The sequence below is a fragment of the Corynebacterium sp. CMW7794 genome (assembly GCF_001563605.1).
Classification (GTDB): Bacteria; Actinomycetota; Actinomycetes; order Mycobacteriales; family Mycobacteriaceae; genus Corynebacterium; species Corynebacterium phoceense.
Genome location: NZ_KQ961712.1, coordinates 1 through 18,022 on the forward strand (window position 1 = coordinate 1; position 18,022 = coordinate 18,022).

Consider the following 18,022-nt stretch of genomic DNA (forward strand, 5'->3'; position numbering starts at 1 on the left):
ATATCAGGTGTCCACCAAACAGGGGTCAGGTCCCTCTTCAACCACGGCATCAGCAATGGGGTAACCATACTCACCCACTTCAAATCCAGCTGCACCCCATTTCTTAAGTATTTCCCCCTCCACGGAGTGCGCACCAAACCGTGGATGCCAATAAATGGATCCGCCTTGAAATCGCGAAAATCGCCCAACCCGATCTGGCGTCATCGCCTCATCTGCCACAGGAAAGCCGAGCGTCGAGTTTGTTCCACCTTCAGCCAACCACTTGTCTAAAATTAAGCCATTGATGCTCGCCACTTGGAAGCCTTGAAGTGCCGGACTTCGATAAATCCTGCCGCCTTCAAATTGCTGCATCCAACCTGAAACCTCACCGTCGAGAGCGGTCGCACCGTTGACTGGGTTTTCGCCACTGGTCGGATAACCAAGCCATCCCGCTTCCCAGCCATTGCGCGCCCACACTGCGGCAGTCATTCGAGACACCGCATGCGCACCATGCTCCGGCGACCAGTAAATCCACCCATTAACAAACTGCTGACGGAAACCTCGCCCGTCAGGGTTTTGTTTCTTCACCTCCGTTGGGTAAAGAAGCCAACTCGTCAGACCTCCTAGACGCTCATATTGATCGAGAGTTGCACCGCACACTTCAATACCCGTTGGCCAAAAGGACTCACATCGATATGCTGCCCGCGCCAAGCTATCGACCTGAGAACTTTCCTCTGCAACGGTCACCTCAGCATAATCCGCACGTTGCCGATCAACATCAAGCGGCACCCCATAACGATCCGACCACATGCTACCTTGAACCAATTCACTCTGCGGTTGGCTATCTTCAACTACCCTTTCGAGTAACTCGCGAGTTTGCTCAAGATCCTGCTGTGTCTGGCCCTTCTGGCCATCGACAGTAACAGGCTCATCCTCAGGAAAATAAAACTCCTTCTCGTAATCCTCCCGGTCTTCAGGTGCAACAACACGAAGCCCTGAAGTCTCCTCAGAAATTGGCTGCGATTCCATAGCCGGTCTAACTGGAAAATCGAAATTCGAGCTGTCCGCAGCTAGCGCAGGTAATGCTTGCAACGCCAACAGAATTACAGTACCGAAATGCTCGTTTTCCACCTACTTCGACCAACCAGGCCCTTGTGCGAGCCTTGTGTCACCATTTCGCCTCCTCAGCTTTATGTGATGTAGTTACTATTTTCAGATTATTGTAATTGCTCGCACTTGACATCGTGTTGGAAACGACAACTAAAATTTCCACCACTTCAGCCCAGCCCCTCACTCCGCGAAACTCATCACCTGCCCCTAGGGCTTCAACTAGATCAAGGCCGACTACACCCCATTCAGCCGGGAACTCGAACCAGTACCCCGAGCTCATCCTCGATCCCTACTTCAACCAGACTTGCACAATTTGTCCTAGTCCAAAACCTCATGGACATAACAAATTCTTCCTAGTCCGCGAGTTTTGGCTTAGGCTTTGAGGATTCTGGTGATCAGATTTGTGGATTCTTCGTCGATGTCGGGGTGGGATGTCGTAGCCACTATATAGGAAGCGACGAACGGCATGATTGACCCCGATACTTTTAAGAACGATCGCGACCACCGACTCATCTCCTACGCCGAGCGCGAAAGGTATATCACAGCGGCCACAACGTCACTACCGGAGTCGGTACCCAACGAATATCGAGAATTTTTCACCCAATACGGCGACTTCAGGGCACCGGGTTTCGTACTAGTTTCGCCTCACTACGATCCGCGGGAGATGTACTACATCGATACTGGCTACGGAGCCTTCGGTGACTTGTGCCAGGGCTTTGGCCTCGACTTACAGTACTGGTTCCCGGTGGAACACTATGACGGGTTTTCCTACGCGGTGCATCACCGCCTTCCCGACGGCACAATTGAATTCGGTTCCTACGACTTCTCGAACCAGGCCTATTACCGCGGACCATTCTCATCCATGAAGGAATGGATGGCGTCCCACGCTCGGTCGTCCTAATGGACCGCCATCGGTGGCGACGGCGCACGCCAGGATTTAGGGACAGATTTTAGGACTATGAGGGGTCCGGAACCGCGCGGTTCCGGACCCTTCGTTGTTCTAAACTGCCGTCGCTAGGCGCAACGAAGCCCCGGCATCCTACTGATGCCGGGGCCCGAGCTATCTTAGGTTACTGCTCGCCGCGGAGCTCGCGGAGGCGAGCCTGGACGGCGTCGTCGGAGGCCGTGTTGGGCTGTGCGGCGGCATCGGCAGCCGAGGAGGCGGTAGACGGTGCCTCGATGGCGTCTGCCTTGGTGCCCTCGACGGACTTCGGGGCGTTCATCTCGGCGCGGATTTGCTCGAGACGGGAGTGGCCCGCCATCTGGATGCCCGACTGCTGGACCTCGCGCATGCGGGCGTCGACGGTGTTCTCCGCGAGCTCAGCCTGGCCCAGCGCGTTGGCGTAACGACGCTCGATCTTGTCACGCACAGCGTCGAGCGACGGCGTGTTGGTATTGGTGAGCTCGTTCATGGACTGCAGGGACTCGGAGACCTTCTCCTGCATCTTGGCCTGCTCGAGCTGGGAGAGCAGCTTGGAGCGCTCCTGGACCTTCTCGCGCAGCACGGTGGCGTTGCGCTCGACAGCCTGGCGAGCCGCGGCAGCCTGCTGCAAAGCCTGGTCGTGGAGCTTCTTCGTGTCCTCCACGGACTGCTCGGCGGTGACGAGCTGCGCGGCAAAAGCCTCGGCAGCGTTCTCGTACTCGATGGCCTTGGCCTCGTTGCCGTTCGCGCGCTCCTTGTCGGCGAGTTGAATGGCCTGGCGGGTGTTCGCCTGCAGCTTCTCAATGTCGCCCAGGCGGCGGTTGAGCTGCATCTCCAGCTGGCGCTGGTTACCGATGACGGCAGCAGCCTGCTGGGAGAGCTCCTGGTGCTGGCGCTGGGCCTCGGAGATGGCCTGCTCAATCTGTACCTTGGGATCCGCGTTCTCCTCGATCTTGGAATCAAAGAGTGCCATGAGGTACTTCCATGCCTTCACAAACGGGTTAGCCATAGCTTCTGTGTGGCCCTTTCTCCTAAAGAATTTCGTTTCTAATCCGGCCACCATCCTAGTCAAGCGTTCGGCCGGGCGCCGCCATTCTCCCCTACGGGGTAGGCATTTGTCATCGATTCGCCACCTCATTGCCGGGAAACACACAGGTTCTGGCTCGACGCGCACGAGACGACCCTCGGAGGATAGCCATTCATGCAGGATGCGTCTCTTGGCGTGAATCCGCGAGCAGGGTGAATGACCATCCTCGGAGGGCCAGGTAGGTCCAGATACGCACAAGCACCCGCGCGGAGGCGGGTGCTCTGTGTCCGGGTTTAGGCCTCGGAGGCGGCGGGAGCGGTGTTGGCCAGCTCCTCCTCGACGGAGGGCAGAACCATGTTGCCGGCGGCCTCAATGAGGACCTCCGCCACCGTGGTGTCTAGGCCGTGGCAGACGGCGGCGAGCATCTCCGAGGAGACCTCCTTACGGCCGCGCTCGAGCTCAGACAGGTAGCCGGGCGAGACGTGGGCGATGGCTGCGAGTTCGCGCAGCGTCACGCCCTTGTCCGCGCGGAAGGCACGGAGGGTAAGTCCAAGGGCTTCGCGTAGGAGCGGCTCGGGTGCACGACGGCGCTCGGCCGGAGCCACGGACGTGGAAACGGTCTTATCAAGTAGTGCAGTAGTTGTGTTCATCACTGAGTACAACGGGCCGCGGTGCAAAGTTGTTCCCGCTCGACTCAATTTTCTTTCACGGGTGCTGCTGCCAGGCATTCTGCGAGGAAATCAAAGGCTTGGTCCACGGCGCCGCGGCGAATCTCGGCGCGCGTCCCGCCCAGGCCCACAGCGGCGAATTCCTGACCGTCGTTCGCAGCGTTGTTCCAGATACCGATGTAGACGGTGCCGGGTGCCTTGCCCTCTTGGAGGTCGGGGCCTGCGACGCCGGTGAGCGAGACGCCCCAGTCGGCGCCGGTTTCGCGCACGGCGGCATGGGCCATGACCCGGGCAGTCGCGGCGGACACAACGCCTTGGGCCTCGAGTACTGCGACGGGCACACCCGTGAAGTGACTCTTGACCTCAGTCGCGTAGGTGACAAGGCCGCCGCGGAGGGCGGCGGAGGAACCGGGGGCATCGGCAAGCGTGGCGGCGGCAAGACCTGCGGTAAGGGACTCGCAGAACGCGACGGTCTCTCCGCGGGCGACGAGGAGGGCGAGAAGATCGGCGCTACGCATTTTCACGCCGGCCATCGATGAGGTACTGGATGCCGGTCACGACGGTGACGACGACGGCGAGCAGCATGACCACGAGGTTGGGCACGTCCATCCAGTGCGGCAGCGGGCAGAGGTACAGCCCCACGGCAAGCGACTGGAGCGCGGTCTTGAGCTTGCCGCCCTTGGAGGCCGGCACGACCTTGCCCTGGCGCAGGAGGAACATGCGCCAGAAAGTAATGCCCAACTCGCGCACGAGAATAACGATGGTGATCCACCACGGCAGGCCGTAGGCAATGTTGAGGCAGATGAGCGCGGTGGTCATGAGCGCCTTGTCTGCGATGGGATCGGCGATTTTGCCGAAGTCCGTCACGATATTGCGGGCGCGGGCGATGTCGCCGTCGAGCTTGTCCGTGATCATGAGCAGGACGAAGACGATAAACGCCCACCACTGGTGGTCAGTGAGCGCGAGCCACGCGAAGACAGGAATAAAAAGAATGCGAAGACTCGTCAACAGATTGGGCAGGTTCCAATTCGACGGCTTCTGAGCGGGGCTTGCGGTATTCACGCCAGTTATCCTACCCGTTCCCCCTCCCCGCCCGCGGGCTACCGCCTACACTTGGGGGCCATGAAGTACTTCGCCTTTATCTACGATTACAACCCCAACGACCCCCGCCTCGCCGATGTCCGCCCGAAGCACCGTGACTTCATCAACGATCTCAAGGCACAGGGCCACATTCTCGGCTCCGGCCCGTTTACTGATTCGAAGGGTGGCGCGCTCATCGTCACGCAGTACGAGGACGAGAACACAACCGTCGCCCAGGCTATTGAGCTCATGGACGGCGACCCGTTCCACACGGAAGGCATTGTCACCGCGCGTGCCGTGCGCGAGTGGAACCCGGTGATTAATAGCTTCGAGGACTAAGACAAAAGAAACGCCCCGCGTCATCGCGGGGCGTTAGTGCGTTGTGGGGTTAAGGCAGTTGTGCCTTGGGAACCTCGGAGGCAAAGCCGATGAGGTCGCCCTTCTTGTCGCGGACAATCTTGTTGCCCTCGTCATCCCAGTCGTAGTGGTTGTGGGAGACGCGGATGCCGCCTTGGGCCTCGTCGCGCTTGTTCTTCCAGATAGACAGCAGCACCGTAATGGTGAGGATACTGACAATCGTGATGAGCGAGCCGACGGTGGAAATCTCTGGGGCACCGTGGACGTCCTCGCCGCCGTTGATGAACGGCAGGTTGTTATCGTGGAGGGCGTGGAGCAGGAGCTTGGACCCGATGAAGAACAGGATGAGTCCGAGACCGTAGGGCAGGTAGACCAGACGGTCAAGGAGGCCGTCGAGCAGGAAGTACATCTGGCGCAGGCCCATGAGCGAGAAGGCGTTCGTGGTGAAGACGAGGTAAGCCTCGCTCGTGATGCCGTAGATAGCCGGGATGGAGTCGAAGGCGAACATGACGTCAATGGCTCCGATGGCTACCAGGGCAATGAAGAGCGGGGTAAGCCCCTTCTTCCCGGACTTCTCGTCGCGGTGGGTGAGCTTATCGCCATGGTAGCGCGGGGTGACGTGGATGACCTTGCGGAGCATCTTGATGATGAACATGTCGTTCGGGTCGGTCTCCGGGGCATCGCGAATCTCGTCGATAATGAGCTTCACGGCTGTGTAGAGCAGGAAGATCGCGAACAGGTAGAACACGTCCGACCACGCCGCAATAACGGCAGCTCCGAGCAAAATAAAGACGAGGCGGAATGCCAGCGCGAGAACAATACCGATGAGCAGCACCTTTTGCTGGTACTTGCGCGGAATCTTGAAGACACCCATGATGAGCGCGAAGACGAAGAGGTTATCGACACTCAGCGCCTTTTCCGTCACGTAACCCGTGAGGTACTGCATGCCGTGTTCGTGGTCCCAGACAATCCAGACCATCGCGCCGAAGAGCAGCGCGAGACAGACGTAGAACAAGGTCCACATGCCGGACTCTTTGAGAGTCGGCTCGTGCGGGGTGCGCACGTGGGAGTAGAAGTCAAAGATAAAGAAGCCAAGAATGACAATGAGCGTAACCGCCCATATCCATAGCGCGACGTGCATAAAGACGTATCCTCCGGTCGACGTTGCAAAAAAGACCGGAGGTCTCCCCCGCCCGCCCGCTCCCGCGGGCGCGGAAACTGATGCGGGCCGGCGCGACCGGGAGCCGTGCGACGCTAGGCGCCGCACAACTGACCGTGTTGACGATCAGCGCCGACGGAGTGGGGTACTCCCCTCCAATACTTGGGCTAGCTTACACGAAACCCCGTGGCACTCGTAAGCGCCACGGGGTTTATGGTCACAGCCGGATTAGAACGCGCCGGAGGACGGGTTGTACGTCGCCTCGACGGTCGTCGTCCCCTCAGTGTCCGAGCTCTCCTCGGCGGAGTCAGCCTCCAGGTCAAGCTCCTCCTGGACTTCCTTGGGTGCCTCGGCCGGGTCGGCGCCCTTCAAGTACCACAGCATGGTCTCGAGTTCCTCAGGCTTGGTGAGCACCTCGCGGGCCTTGGAGCCCTCGGAGGGACCGACGATACCGCGAGATTCCATAAGGTCCATGAGGCGGCCGGCCTTGGCGAAGCCGATGCGCAGCTTGCGCTGGAGCATCGAGGTCGAGCCGAGCTGCGAGGTGACGACGAGCTCGACGGCCTCGAGCAGGTCGTCGAGGTCCTTTCCGATGTCCTCGTCGATATCCTTCTTAGATTCGGCCTGCTTGTCCTCAGTGACGCCCTCCGTGTAGTCCGGTTCGCCCTGTGCTTTAGCGGCGTCAACGACAGCCTGGATTTCGTCGTCGGCGACGAAGGCACCCTGCATACGCACGGGGCGACCACCCTGCGGGATGAACAGGCCATCGCCCATGCCGATGAGCTTCTCCGCGCCGCCCTGGTCGAGAATGACGCGAGAGTCGGTGAGCGACGACGTCGCGAACGCGAGACGCGACGGCACGTTGGTCTTGATGAGACCGGTGACGACGTCCACGGACGGACGCTGGGTGGCGAGTACGAGGTGGATACCAGCCGCACGCGCTTTCTGCGTGATGCGGACGATGGACTCCTCGATCTCCTTCGGGGCGGTCATCATGAGGTCGGCCAACTCGTCGACGACACAGACGATGAACGGATACGGGTGCATCTCGCGCTGCGACCCCGCCGGAGCCTGAATCTCGCCGGAGAGGACCTTGCGGTTGAAGTCCTTGATGTGGCGCACGCGCGCGGACTTCATGTCCATGTAGCGCTGCTCCATCTCTTCGACGAGCCACTGCAGGGCCGCCGCGGCCTTCTTCGGCTGCGTGATGATCGGCGTGATGAGGTGCGGGATGCCCTCGTATGGCGTGAGTTCCACCATCTTCGGGTCGACGAGGATGAGGCGCACCTGCTCCGGCGTCGCGCGGGTAAGCAGCGAGACGAGCATAGAGTTCACGAACGCGGACTTACCGGAACCGGTCGCACCGGCGACGAGCAAGTGCGGCATCTTCTGAATCGAGGAGGAGATGAACTCGCCCTCGATGTCCTTGCCCAGGCCGATGAGCATCGGGTCGTCCGAGGCATGCATATTGTCCGAGTCGAGGACCTCACGCAGGCGCACCATCTCACGGTCCGGGTTGGGGACCTCAATACCCACGGCAGACTTGCCCGGGATCGGCGTAAGCAGGCGAACATTCTCCGTCGCCACGGCGTAGGCGAGGTTGGACTGCAGGTTCGTAATCTTCGAGACCTTGACGCCCGGGCCGAGCTCAATCTCGTAGCGTGTGACCGTAGGGCCGCGCGAGAAGCCGGTGACCTGTGCGTCGACCTTGAACTCGTCAAAGACCTCGGTGATCGCCTCGATGATGCGGTCGTTGACCTCCGTACGGGCCTTCGTCGGTGCGCCAGCGGTAAGCAGCGAGGTCTGCGGCAGGTCGTAGTGCGTGTCCGACTGTCCGGCGGCGCCAGACGCCGCGGGGCTTGCCGATGCCGCCGGGGCCGCAGCCGCAGCCTTTCCAGCCTCGGCTTCCGCCTCCACGTTGCGACCGGTCGCCGGGTCCATGCCGGAGCGGGCGATGATGGCCTCACGGATGGCTTCGCGTGACGACGCCTTGGTGTCAGAAACCGGGGCTTCGGCAGCCGGGGCTGCCTTCGGCGGCGTGGAGACGGCCTGGCTGATACGCCCGGTGGCATCGGCAGCAGCAGCGGCCGCACCGGACACGGCCGCGGCGGTCTTGGCGCCCTCGCGCACGGCACCGGTGGCGGCGCCTGCAGCAGCACCCGCCGCAGCACCAGCGACGGTGTTGGCAGCGGTCGTGGCAGTGCGCTTGAGCGAACCGGAATCCTGCTTGCGCGACGAGACAATGTCAGCGACCGACGCCGAGCGCTTGATGGAGCGCGTCGGGGCTTCCGGCTCAGGCTCGGGCTCCTGGGCGGCAAAGGACATCGTGGCCGGCTCGGTAACGGCCGGGAACTCGTCCGTGTCGCCGACGCGCTGGTTCGTGGCCGGGCGGGGGATCTGCTGGGAGCGGCGGCGGGGGCTGCGCGGAACGTCCTCCGTATCCATTGGATGACGGCCAAGCTCCTCCACCGGGTAGTTCTCCATCGGGCTGCGCACGGCGCGGGGACGACGCTCCTCGCTCGGGCGGGAACGCCCCTCGGCGATGGCATCGATATCAGAGTCGGCGCGGCCATAAAGGTCCTCACCCTCGTCGTAGTCTTCGGTACCGCGCTCGGGCAGCCAAGACTTCACGACGGAGACGACCCAATCCCACGCCTGTCGCATGGTGATGCCAGTGACGGTGAGCGCACCGTAGATGATGACCAGGATGAGCAGCGGGATGGCGACGTAGCTGGAGAAACCGGCAGCGAGCAGACCGCCGGTCCAGGCACCCACGGCACCGCCAGCGAATTCGCGGTCCACCCACTCGGTGGGGTTGCCCGCGAAGAGATGGATGAGCCCGAGCATGGACACGATGATGATGGCGGTTCCGCCAATGACGCGGGCGCTCATGACGCCCTCGGGTCCATGGAGGTCGAGCATGAGCACGAGGGCTAGCGCGATGAGAGCGACGGGCAGCACGACGGCACCCGCACCGATGGCCAGGTGTGCTGCGGTCGCGATAGCTGCGCCGATGGGGCCCGCGATATCAAGCCACACGGACGCGCCGAGGACCGCAGCCAGACCGATGAGGACTAAGCCCCAGGCGTCCGGGTTCTCCACGTGCACGCCGCGCGGGGCGTGGCGGCTGGCAAGGTTGTCGAGCTCCGCGTCGACGGCAGCCTGCGTGTCGTCCTGCTTCTTCCCTGCCTTGGATGTAGCTCCGGACCGGGACGTGCGACCAGAAATGGTGTCTGACTCCTCTGCTTCAAAGTTGTCGTCGAACTCGTCGACCTCGTCATAATCGTCATAGCTGTCACCACGCCGCGCGGCGCTGGCTATGCCACTGCCCAGCCCACGGGTAAGTGAACCCACACCGCGGGCCGTAAAACCAAACGCCGCGCCGAGACCGTGGCCTACCGCACGGAAAGCGCTACCGGTCCGCTCGTCGGCGGACACGGCAGCGCGGTGCGAGGAGGTGACGGACAGCGTTTCGGGCGCGCCGGAACGCGCCCGGCCTGCAGGACGCGAGCGCGACGCTGAGGCCCCGGCTGTTTGGTTACGGCGCGCGGAACGATGGGTGCTCGACGCACCCTTCTTGCCCCGCGCGCCTCGCGAAGCAGCATTTTTGACAGACATAGTCGCCACTTTAGCGACTACGACCCCAATAATCACACGCGCCACACGGGCGACAGGATGTTTTCTCTATATATGGCGCTCTTTTCCGCGGCACACGTGATTGTCAAGCGATTGGGCTTGACTTAGAGGCTGGCGCGGTGGATGGCAGACGCATCACCCTCGATGGTGACCTCCGCGGCGTCGCGGCCGTAGGTCCACAGGATGAGCTCGCCCACCGTGCCAGACACACGAACGACGGCGCCGCCGTTGGCCGCCACGCCGTGCTTATCCGCGACGAGGATGCGCGGGTAGCCCGCCGCGAAAAGCGCGACCGGCTGCGCAGACTTGGAGAGCATACGCTTGGCGAGCATGCCCAGAGTCGAATACATCTCGTCGCTGACCGCGTCCGAGAAATCCCGCGGCGTAGTCTGCCCATTGGCGCGGCGCACATCTTCCAAGTGAATGTAGTGCTCCGCGAAATTCACCTTCGAGTCGGCGTAACGCAAAGGATTGTACTTTGAGGCTCCCCTCCCCCACGCGTCCACAAGCTCATCGAAGTCGCGCCCCTTGGCCTGCGCCATGGCGTTGTCGAGGCGACCAGCGAGTGCCGGCACGAACATGCCTGCGGCGGCATCGGGGCGGTTCTCGCGCACCCACAGGTGTGCGGCGAGATCGCGCGTGGTCCATCCTTCGCACAGCGTGGGGGCATCCGGACCAAGTTCATGGAAGAGCGCCACCAAGCGGGCGCGTTCAGCAGACGAAAAAGACATGAGCCCCAGCATAGTCGCGCACTACCCACGCGAACGCGCCTCACGCACACTCACCGAATCTGTACAGGAATTCGGCGTAACTTCACAGTTCTGTGAAAACGCCGAGCGCCCCAGCCGGGCTGCGGCTGGGGCGCTGTGCGCGGTGTCGCTTAGAGCGATTCGAGGGACGCGTGGACCTCGTCATCATCGGCGACGACGTTGCCCGACGCGGTCGGGACGATGGTCGGCAGGATGACCGGCTCGCGCTTGTACTTGGACTCCATGAGCTTGGAGACCTTGCGACGCAGCTTCTGGACCATGCGGTAGGTGTCGTTTTCGCCTTCCGCGGCCAGATCGTTCATGGTGTTCTCCACGAGCTTGGCGACCTCCGGCACGAGGGCACGGTCGTCGTCGGAGAAGCCCGTCGTCGCGACGGTCGGGTGCTCCATGAGGCGCATCGTACGATTGTCGATGACGCAGGTGATGGAGACAACGCCGCCGGCACCGAGGTTGGTGCGGTCAGCCAGGGTGTCAGCGTCGACTTCGCCCATGGACACGCCGTCCACGTAGAGGTTACCGACCGGAATCTGGCCGACGACCTGCGCGCGGCCGTGGCGTAGCTCGACCACAACGCCGTTCTGTGCGAGAACCACGCGATCCTCCGGAACGCCGGTGGAGATAGCCAGCTGCTTGTTCGCACGCAGGTGGCGCCACTCGCCGTGGACCGGCATAGCGTTCTTCGGGCGTGCCGCGTTGTACAGGAAGAGCAGCTCGCCACCGTAGCCGTGACCCGAAGCGTGGACCTTGGCTTCCTTGTTGGTGATGACCTCAGCGCCGATCTGCGAGAGCATGTTCATGACACCGTAGACGGCTTCCTCGTTGCCCGGGATGAGCGAGGAGGAGAAGATGATCATGTCACCTGCGCGAACGGTGATCTGGCGGTGTTCACGGCGGGCCATGCGCGACAGCGCCGCCATCGGCTCGCCCTGCGTACCTGTCGTGATGAGCAGGACCTTGTGCGGGGCCATCTTTGCGGCCTCATCAATCGGGATGATGGTGCCGCGCGGAACCTTGAGGAAGCCGAGCTTCTCCGCGATTTCCATGTTGCGCATCATCGAGCGACCGTTGAAGGCGACCTTGCGGCCGGCGTAGACGGCGGCATCGATAGCAGCCTGCACGCGGTAGACGTTCGAAGCGAAGGACGCGATGATAACGCGCTGCTTCGCGCCCGAGACCAGGCGACGGAAGGTCGCCGGGATGTCGCCCTCAGAGGCCGAAACGCCCGGGATGTTCGCGTTCGTCGAGTCACAGAGCATGAGGTCCACGCCCTCGTCGCCGTAGCGGGACAGCGCCGGCAGGTCGGTGGGACGGCCGTCGAGCGGCGTCTGGTCCATCTTGATGTCACCCGTGTGGATGATGTTGCCAGCCGGGGTGCCAAGCATGATGCCCAGCGCGTCCGGGATGGAGTGGTTGACGGCCCAGAAGCGCAGGCGGAACGGGCCGTAGTTGAGATCCGACTTCTCGTTGACCTCAACGAACTTCGGCTTCTGGCGGTGCTCCTTGCACTTCGCGGCGATGAGCGCGATGGTAAAGCGCGAAGCGATGATCGGCAGATCTGCGCGCAGCTTGAGCAGCCACGGGATCGCACCAATGTGGTCCTCGTGCGCGTGGGTCACGACCAGAGCCTTGACCTTCTTGAGCTTCTTCTCAATCGGGCCGAAGTCCGGCAGGATGAGGTCGACGCCCGGCTCGCCCGAGGACGGGAAGAGGACGCCCGAGTCGATGATGAGGATGTCATCGCCGTACTCGAAGACCGTCATGTTGCGGCCGATTTCGGAAATGCCGCCCAGCGCGTAGAGACGCAGTGCGTCCTTCGGCTGCTTCGGCGGTTCCGGCAGGCGCTGGGTCAGGTCGGCGCCCTGCATCGACTTCGGTACGTTGCGGCGACCGCGGCCATTATTCTTGCCGCCATTGTTGCCGCCGCGACCACGGCCACGGCCACGGTTGTTGCCGCCGTGGTTTTGGTCGCCACCGTTGTCATTGCCGTTATTGTTGTTATTGCCGTTGTTGCCACGGTTGTTTCCGCCGCGGCCACGGCCGCCACGGGAACCGCGCGAGCGGCGGCGGCCGTTGCCCTCGTCGTCGTTGGAGGACGACGAGTGAGCCTCGTTGGAGGCGTTGTTATTCGCCGCAGAAGCCTGCTCGGAGGGAGCCTGGAAAACCGGCGAAGCCGCCTCGTTCGAGGCCGCTTCGTTGGTTTCTGCCGGCGGGCCCGCCTTGCGGGTCACCTTCCGGGCACGTTTTTGGGGTTCAGTCATTCTTAAAGGACTCCAGCCTTTTCCATATCTAGGCGCAGAGCAGCAATCTCGTCCTCATTCGCTCCGAGGACCGGAAGACGCGGCTCTCCGCAATCAATGCCCTGCAGTCGCAGGGCCGCTTTTGCCATGGTTGCTCCACCCAGACGCGCCTGTGCGTGAATGAGCGGGGTCAAGATCTCGGCGTTAATCTCGCGCGCACGCGCCAGATCGCCGGCTTCAAACGAAGTATAAAGTTCTGCGAGAGCCTGCGGCGCGGCGTGGCCGACGACGGAGATAAAGCCCGATGCACCCAGGGCGACCCAGGGCAGGTTGAGCGGATCATCGCCGGAGTACCAGGCCAAACCGGTCTCTCGCATGAGTTCGGCGCCAAGTCCAAGGTTGCCCTTGGCGTCCTTGACGGCACGGATGGTGGGTAGCTCCGCCAAGCGACGCAGAGTATCTGCCTCGATGGCGATGCCAGAGCGGCCAGGGATGTCATAGACGCAGATCGGAGTATCCGTTGCATCCGCGATAGCAGCAAAGTGGCGGTAGACGCCCTCCTGGGAGGGCTTGGAGTAGTACGGTGCCACGACGAGGAGACTGTCAACGCCTACCTCAGTGGCGGCGCGTGCCATCTCGATGGACACGGCCGTGTTATTCGTACCGACGCCCGCGCAGATCTTCGCGCGGTCGCCAACCTCGGCCTTGACGGCCTTGAGCAGGTCTACCTTCTCCGCCGGCGTCGTCGTCGGCGATTCGCCCGTCGTTCCTGAGATGACCAGCTGGTCAATCCCGCTATCGACGAGATGAGCGGCAAGGCGTCGCGCGCCCGGCAGATCGAGGTTGCCATCCCCGTCAAACGGGGTGACCATAGCAACTCCGACGCGTCCGAACGTCTCAACGCCATTCTTTGCTGTCATACCTGTGCTCATGGGGTACAAGGTTACCCGCTCATGGCCCTCATGTGGACATCGGGCCGCGAGTGGCGTCTAAATCCGATCCGCCAGCCCACGCTCACGCGAACGGGCTCGACGCCATCTCCGTCCCATCCGGCAGCTGCGTGATGTGGAAGTCGTCAAAGAGCGTCGGCGCCTGCTCGCGCAGAATCTTCAGGCATTCCACTGCAACGGCCCGCAGCTCCGAGTCAGCATGCTCCGTCGCCCGCGCGCCAATAAACTGGCGCCATGCCCGGTAATTGCCGGTGACCACAATCCGCGACTCAGTCGCGTTAGGCAGCACCGCGCGCGCGGCTTGGCGGGCCTGTTTCTTACGCAGCAACGCATTGGGCTCGTCCTCGAGCTTGTCCTCGAGCGCGCGCAGCAGCTCCTCGTAGACGAAGCGCGTTTCGTCCACGGCCTGCAGCATCAACCGCGTGAGCTCCGGATCCGCTGCCACCAAGTTCGGCAGCACAACCTCCGCTTCCTCCGAGTGGACGAAGCGCTGGCTCAACTGGCTAAACGAGAAGTGACGGTGGCGCACCAGCTCGTGCGAGGCCGAACGCGAAATGCCCCGGATGTAGAGCGTCGCCGTGGCGTGCTCGAGCAACGCATCGTGGCCGACCTCCATGATGTGGTGAAGGTACGTCTCGTTTGTCGCCGTGCGCGGATTGGGCTTATCGAAGGACTCGTAACATGCGCGTCCCGCGAACTCGACCAACGCCTCCGCGTCCGTGGCGGAGTCATCCGGCGCCCAGGACACATCGGCTGGCGCGTGGAATGCCGTGGCCGCGATGAGCTGGACGTCGAGCTTCTTTTCTTTCGCCATTACAGATCCAGGTAGTTATCGAGGCCCACCACGAGACCCGGGTGCTCCGCGATATTGCGCACGCCCACGAGCACGCCCGGGGTAAACGAGGAACGGTCGTAGGAATCCTGGCGGATGGTGAGCGACTGGCCCTGGGCACCGAAGATGACTTCCTCATGCGCGACCATGCCACGCATGCGCACCGCATGCACCGGCACGCCGTCGACGTCCGCACCGCGGGCGCCCTCCAAGGACTGCTCCGTAGCGTCCGGCATGGCGCCCAACCCGGCCTCCTTGCGTGCCGCAGCAATGCCCTGCGCGGTGTGGATGGCCGTGCCCGACGGTGCGTCGAGCTTCGTCGGGTGGTGGAACTCGATGACCTCGGCGGTCTCGAAGAACTTCGCAGCCTGCTTTGCCAGCGTCATGGTAAGCACGGCCGAAATGGCGAAGTTCGGCGCGATGAGCACGTGACCCGCCCCCTCGGCCTTAGTCCACTCCTCCACCTTGGCCAAACGCTCAGCATCAAAACCAGTCGTACCAACCACGGCGTGGATGCCATGCTCGACCACGAACTTGAGGTTATCCATCACCACGCCCGGCTGCGTGAAGTCCACGACAACCTCCGCGCCGTTATCCACGAGCTCCTGCAGCGGGGTGTCGCGGTCAATCTCCGCCACGAGCTCCAGGTCGTCCGCTGCGTTCACACCCTCTACGATGGCTTGCCCGACGCGCCCCTTCGCGCCCAAAACCCCGACCTTGATTGTCATGTGCGACCTCCATACAACGCATTACGGCTACTTTTACTCGTTTCGCCATCCTACTCGTCTCGCACGCGCTCGCTTTTATAACGCCACCAGTCCCACCGCGAGGGCGCCACCGACCGCCCCAGCAAAAGCTAAAGGGACAAACCGGAGCACGAACCGGCGACCCCACACGCCCCATTGCAGGGCCACCAGCTTGAGATCCACCATCGGTCCCACTGTGAGAAACACCAGTTGCGCAACCGGACTGACTCCCACGAACGAGGCTGCAATGAAAGCATCCGCCTCAGAGCACACGCTCATGATGATGGCCAGCATCGCCATCGCAGCAATCGCCAGGAGGGGTTGGCCTGCCAGCGTTTCCAGCCACTGTGCGGGTAGGAGCACCTTCAATGTCGCTGCGATCATCGCGCCGAGCACGAGGCAGCCACCCGCGGAAGCGAAGTCGTCCACGATGTGTCCCGCAACGTGCCGCCATCGGTGCTCGCCTGGGACACGGTGATGCTCATGGCTGCCATGACGGGAGTTTTCGGCGACTGTAACGCCCACGCGTTGCCAAGCCCAGCCCACGATGCTCGCCGCAACCAGGCCCGCTGCGAGACGCGCCCACGCCATCGCAGGCGCATCGGGGAAAGCTACGGCCGTCGCGACGAGCACCACAGGGTTGATAGCGGGGCTGGCCAGCATAAACGCCAAGGCTCCACTCGCAGGCACGCCCCGGCGCATGAGCGTTGCGGCCACTGGCACCGCGGAACACTCGCAGCCAGGCAAGATAACCCCGGCCGCGGCCATCCCCGGCACCCCAGCGCGCCCGGCGCGCAGGAATACCGAATCCGGGACAAGCACAGCCAGCACCGCAGAAACAACCACGCCCGCAACAAGGAACGGTGCGGCTTGGAAGACAATGGCGACCAGAAGCGTGGCCCAAGCGTCGAGCGCGCCGTGCAGACGTAACGGTCCCCCAACCCCAAGCTGCAAAGCCACGCCTAGGGCACAAATGACGACAGACCACACGCCGATCTGCCGCAGGCGCGCGCTAGTTTCAACAAGCTCCGGATCAACGTGGTGCGGGACTCTAGTGCTCATACGGATCCTCCGGCACCCCAATAGCGGAGATGTCGCGAGAAGCTGCCACGGCTAGCACCGGTTCTTGGCCCGGACTCACTGCGCCGGTCACCTCATACCAGGCGTCCTCGCTCAGCGCGGCGTTGGTATCCAGCCGCACCGAATAGGCCATGGCATCGGCCGCACAGCAAGAAATGGTGAAGCGGGTCAGGCGCCATCCGTCCTCCGCACGCACGGCGAACCCGCGCACCGTTACCTTTTTGCCAGCAATGTTCTCCGGCTCCAAGTGTGCGCGCACGTTCAACTCACGGATTCCCGCGGTCTCCCCCAGCGGAGCGAACGCAGATTTCCCGCGCAACTCTGAGGCCGCAGGCTGCCGGGCGCCTGCGTGATTCTGAGCGACCGTCGAGCCCAACTGATGCGGCTGCGCGAGCCACACCAGCGCCAGAGGAACGAGCAACAACCATGCCATGCGCGGCACGGGCCGATCCGCCCGCGCAACTATCGCCGCTCCGAAAAGCACCACACCGGCTGCAATGAGGAGCCAGCTAAACCGTGGCGCAAGGTAACGGGCCACGTCTCCGACTGCGACCAGCCACACCAGCCCTAGAGCGAACACGCCCACGAGCACCACGCCACATTGCCGCACTCGCACCTCACCCATACTTCTACGCCGTTATTGAAACCGCCCTACTATAACCCGCTTTCCGCCTAGACTGGAAGACATGAGTACCACACGCCACTTCCGTTACTCCGCTCTCCTCGCGCTGCCGTTAATCGTGGCTGGCTGCTCAAGCACCGAGCCTTCCGATGCCCCCGCCTCCTCCCCCGCAGCAACCTCCAGCTCGGGAACCACTAGTGCAGCAACGTCCAGTACCGAATCCAGCGCCCTGGCATCGAGTCCGGAGTCGCCCACCACGAGCACCGATCCCGAAGACACCGCCGGTTCCGCACCCGCCGGTTTCCTCGGCACCCCGTCGCTCGCGGACCAGCCGCTCACGCAAGCCGAAGGCGCCGAACTCGTCCCCGTCGCCGTGCGCGTCGGCTCGCACGAGGGCTACGACCGCGTCGTCATCGAATTCACCGGCCCCGGAAAGCCTGGCTGGTACACGCAGTACACCAACTCCCCCGCAGCCCAGGCCTCCGGCAAGCCCGTCGCCTACGACGGGGCCACCGCCCTCGTCCTCGGTATCGAAGGCACCCCGTGGCCGTCTACGCCGCAGCTCCAGCAGCAGTACGCCGAGTTCACCACCTACCCCGGCGCAGGCGCCGTCACCGGAGTCAACTTCGTCAACGCCTTTGAGGCGCAGTCTCAATTCGTCATCGGCCTCGACCGCCAGCTGCCCTACTCCGTGACCTTCCTCGAGGGCCCGCCGCGCGTCGTCGTCGACTTCCAGACCTCCTAGCCCCGCGCGCCTGGATTTCAGAACAACAAAGCCCCAGATTGAACTGCGCCCCGTTGTCCTGAAAACCGCGAACGGCCCGCACGGAACGAATCCGTGCGGGCC

17 protein-coding genes are annotated in these 18,022 nt (G+C 62.9%); 3 read left to right on the forward strand and 14 right to left on the reverse strand.

Annotated elements, in window-relative coordinates:
* Positions 1 to 3: 3 nt before the first annotated feature.
* On the reverse strand, positions 4 to 1,110 hold the full coding sequence (locus HMPREF3227_RS12725; protein ID WP_156452946.1) for an LGFP repeat-containing protein: 1,107 nt from the start codon (positions 1,108 to 1,110) through the stop codon (positions 4 to 6).
* A 445-nt stretch (positions 1,111 to 1,555) separates the two neighbouring features.
* Between HMPREF3227_RS12725 and HMPREF3227_RS01450 the strand changes: the two genes are divergently transcribed.
* Entirely contained in the window at positions 1,556 to 1,990 is a 435-nt protein-coding gene (locus HMPREF3227_RS01450; protein WP_066486609.1) for a hypothetical protein, read from the forward strand.
* A gap of 169 nt (positions 1,991 to 2,159) precedes the next feature.
* On the opposite strand, the gene HMPREF3227_RS01455 is transcribed toward HMPREF3227_RS01450, so the two are convergent.
* The 4 genes from HMPREF3227_RS01455 to pgsA form a co-directional block, all read right to left on the reverse strand.
* On the reverse strand, positions 2,160 to 3,020 hold the full coding sequence (locus HMPREF3227_RS01455; RefSeq protein ID WP_066509621.1) for a PspA/IM30 family protein: 861 nt from the start codon (positions 3,018 to 3,020) through the stop codon (positions 2,160 to 2,162).
* 311 nt (positions 3,021 to 3,331) lie between these two features.
* Positions 3,332 to 3,688: a helix-turn-helix domain-containing protein gene (locus HMPREF3227_RS01460; RefSeq protein WP_066509623.1), complete on the reverse strand. Its 357-nt coding sequence runs from the start codon at positions 3,686 to 3,688 to the stop codon at positions 3,332 to 3,334.
* A 44-nt stretch (positions 3,689 to 3,732) separates the two neighbouring features.
* Positions 3,733 to 4,224: a nicotinamide-nucleotide amidohydrolase family protein gene (locus HMPREF3227_RS01465; protein WP_066509625.1), complete on the reverse strand. Its 492-nt coding sequence runs from the start codon at positions 4,222 to 4,224 to the stop codon at positions 3,733 to 3,735.
* Complete coding sequence (gene pgsA / locus HMPREF3227_RS01470) at positions 4,217 to 4,768, reverse strand: CDP-diacylglycerol--glycerol-3-phosphate 3-phosphatidyltransferase (protein ID WP_231725011.1); 552 nt, start codon at positions 4,766 to 4,768, stop codon at positions 4,217 to 4,219. The genes HMPREF3227_RS01465 and pgsA overlap by 8 nt, the downstream gene beginning before the upstream one ends.
* 60 nt (positions 4,769 to 4,828) lie before the next feature.
* Between pgsA and HMPREF3227_RS01475 the strand changes: the two genes are divergently transcribed.
* A complete protein-coding gene (locus HMPREF3227_RS01475) occupies positions 4,829 to 5,125 on the forward strand; it encodes a YciI family protein (RefSeq protein ID WP_066486632.1) in 297 nt (98 codons plus the stop codon).
* Positions 5,126 to 5,174: 49 nt separating this feature from the next.
* Here HMPREF3227_RS01475 and HMPREF3227_RS01480 read toward each other — a convergent pair whose 3' ends face one another.
* From HMPREF3227_RS01480 to HMPREF3227_RS01520, 9 genes are all read right to left on the reverse strand, one after another.
* Positions 5,175 to 6,284: a TerC family protein gene (locus tag HMPREF3227_RS01480; protein WP_066509633.1), complete on the reverse strand. Its 1,110-nt coding sequence runs from the start codon at positions 6,282 to 6,284 to the stop codon at positions 5,175 to 5,177.
* Positions 6,285 to 6,530: 246 nt separating this feature from the next.
* Positions 6,531 to 9,920, reverse strand: a complete 3,390-nt coding sequence (locus tag HMPREF3227_RS01485) for a DNA translocase FtsK (protein WP_066509635.1) — start codon at positions 9,918 to 9,920, stop codon at positions 6,531 to 6,533.
* Between the two features lie 122 nt (positions 9,921 to 10,042).
* Complete coding sequence (locus HMPREF3227_RS01490; RefSeq protein WP_066486646.1) at positions 10,043 to 10,681, reverse strand: TIGR03085 family metal-binding protein; 639 nt, start codon at positions 10,679 to 10,681, stop codon at positions 10,043 to 10,045.
* Positions 10,682 to 10,818: 137 nt separating this feature from the next.
* On the reverse strand, positions 10,819 to 12,966 hold the full coding sequence (locus HMPREF3227_RS01495; RefSeq protein WP_082750214.1) for a ribonuclease J: 2,148 nt from the start codon (positions 12,964 to 12,966) through the stop codon (positions 10,819 to 10,821).
* 2 nt (positions 12,967 to 12,968) lie between these two features.
* Positions 12,969 to 13,877, reverse strand: a complete 909-nt coding sequence (gene dapA / locus HMPREF3227_RS01500; RefSeq protein ID WP_066509637.1) for a 4-hydroxy-tetrahydrodipicolinate synthase — start codon at positions 13,875 to 13,877, stop codon at positions 12,969 to 12,971.
* An 82-nt stretch (positions 13,878 to 13,959) separates the two neighbouring features.
* Positions 13,960 to 14,709, reverse strand: a complete 750-nt coding sequence (gene thyX, locus HMPREF3227_RS01505) for an FAD-dependent thymidylate synthase (RefSeq protein WP_066486650.1) — start codon at positions 14,707 to 14,709, stop codon at positions 13,960 to 13,962.
* Positions 14,709 to 15,455, reverse strand: a complete 747-nt coding sequence (gene dapB, locus HMPREF3227_RS01510; RefSeq protein WP_066486652.1) for a 4-hydroxy-tetrahydrodipicolinate reductase — start codon at positions 15,453 to 15,455, stop codon at positions 14,709 to 14,711. The genes thyX and dapB overlap by 1 nt, the downstream gene beginning before the upstream one ends.
* Before the next feature lie 75 nt (positions 15,456 to 15,530).
* Positions 15,531 to 16,535, reverse strand: coding sequence for a permease (locus HMPREF3227_RS01515; RefSeq protein WP_070539889.1), 1,005 nt, complete (start codon positions 16,533 to 16,535; stop codon positions 15,531 to 15,533).
* Positions 16,525 to 17,178: a TIGR03943 family putative permease subunit gene (locus HMPREF3227_RS01520; protein ID WP_066486661.1), complete on the reverse strand. Its 654-nt coding sequence runs from the start codon at positions 17,176 to 17,178 to the stop codon at positions 16,525 to 16,527. Before HMPREF3227_RS01520 ends, HMPREF3227_RS01515 begins: the two co-directional genes overlap by 11 nt.
* Positions 17,179 to 17,239: 61 nt before the next feature.
* Here HMPREF3227_RS01520 and HMPREF3227_RS01525 point away from each other — a divergent pair, with 61 nt between their 5' ends.
* Positions 17,240 to 17,920: an AMIN-like domain-containing (lipo)protein gene (locus HMPREF3227_RS01525; protein WP_066486663.1), complete on the forward strand. Its 681-nt coding sequence runs from the start codon at positions 17,240 to 17,242 to the stop codon at positions 17,918 to 17,920.
* The last annotated feature ends 102 nt before the right edge of the window (positions 17,921 to 18,022 follow it).

Coding starts and splice junctions, on each gene's coding strand:
- HMPREF3227_RS01520 (WP_066486661.1), bottom strand. CDS start 17,178: ATGGGTGAGGTGCGAGTGCGGCAATGTGGCGTGGTGCTCGTGGGCGTG.
- HMPREF3227_RS01515 (WP_070539889.1), bottom strand. CDS start 16,535: ATGAGCACTAGAGTCCCGCACCACGTTGATCCGGAGCTTGTTGAAACT.
- dapB (WP_066486652.1), bottom strand. CDS start 15,455: ATGACAATCAAGGTCGGGGTTTTGGGCGCGAAGGGGCGCGTCGGGCAA.
- thyX (WP_066486650.1), bottom strand. CDS start 14,709: ATGGCGAAAGAAAAGAAGCTCGACGTCCAGCTCATCGCGGCCACGGCA.
- HMPREF3227_RS01495 (WP_082750214.1), bottom strand. CDS start 12,966: ATGACTGAACCCCAAAAACGTGCCCGGAAGGTGACCCGCAAGGCGGGC.
- HMPREF3227_RS01485 (WP_066509635.1), bottom strand. CDS start 9,920: ATGTCTGTCAAAAATGCTGCTTCGCGAGGCGCGCGGGGCAAGAAGGGT.
- HMPREF3227_RS01455 (WP_066509621.1), bottom strand. CDS start 3,020: ATGGCTAACCCGTTTGTGAAGGCATGGAAGTACCTCATGGCACTCTTT.
- HMPREF3227_RS01460 (WP_066509623.1), bottom strand. CDS start 3,688: ATGAACACAACTACTGCACTACTTGATAAGACCGTTTCCACGTCCGTG.
- HMPREF3227_RS01490 (WP_066486646.1), bottom strand. CDS start 10,681: ATGCTGGGGCTCATGTCTTTTTCGTCTGCTGAACGCGCCCGCTTGGTG.
- HMPREF3227_RS01480 (WP_066509633.1), bottom strand. CDS start 6,284: ATGCACGTCGCGCTATGGATATGGGCGGTTACGCTCATTGTCATTCTT.
- HMPREF3227_RS01465 (WP_066509625.1), bottom strand. CDS start 4,224: ATGCGTAGCGCCGATCTTCTCGCCCTCCTCGTCGCCCGCGGAGAGACC.
- HMPREF3227_RS01450 (WP_066486609.1), top strand. CDS start 1,556: ATGATTGACCCCGATACTTTTAAGAACGATCGCGACCACCGACTCATC.
- HMPREF3227_RS01525 (WP_066486663.1), top strand. CDS start 17,240: ATGAGTACCACACGCCACTTCCGTTACTCCGCTCTCCTCGCGCTGCCG.
- dapA (WP_066509637.1), bottom strand. CDS start 13,877: ATGAGCACAGGTATGACAGCAAAGAATGGCGTTGAGACGTTCGGACGC.
- HMPREF3227_RS01475 (WP_066486632.1), top strand. CDS start 4,829: ATGAAGTACTTCGCCTTTATCTACGATTACAACCCCAACGACCCCCGC.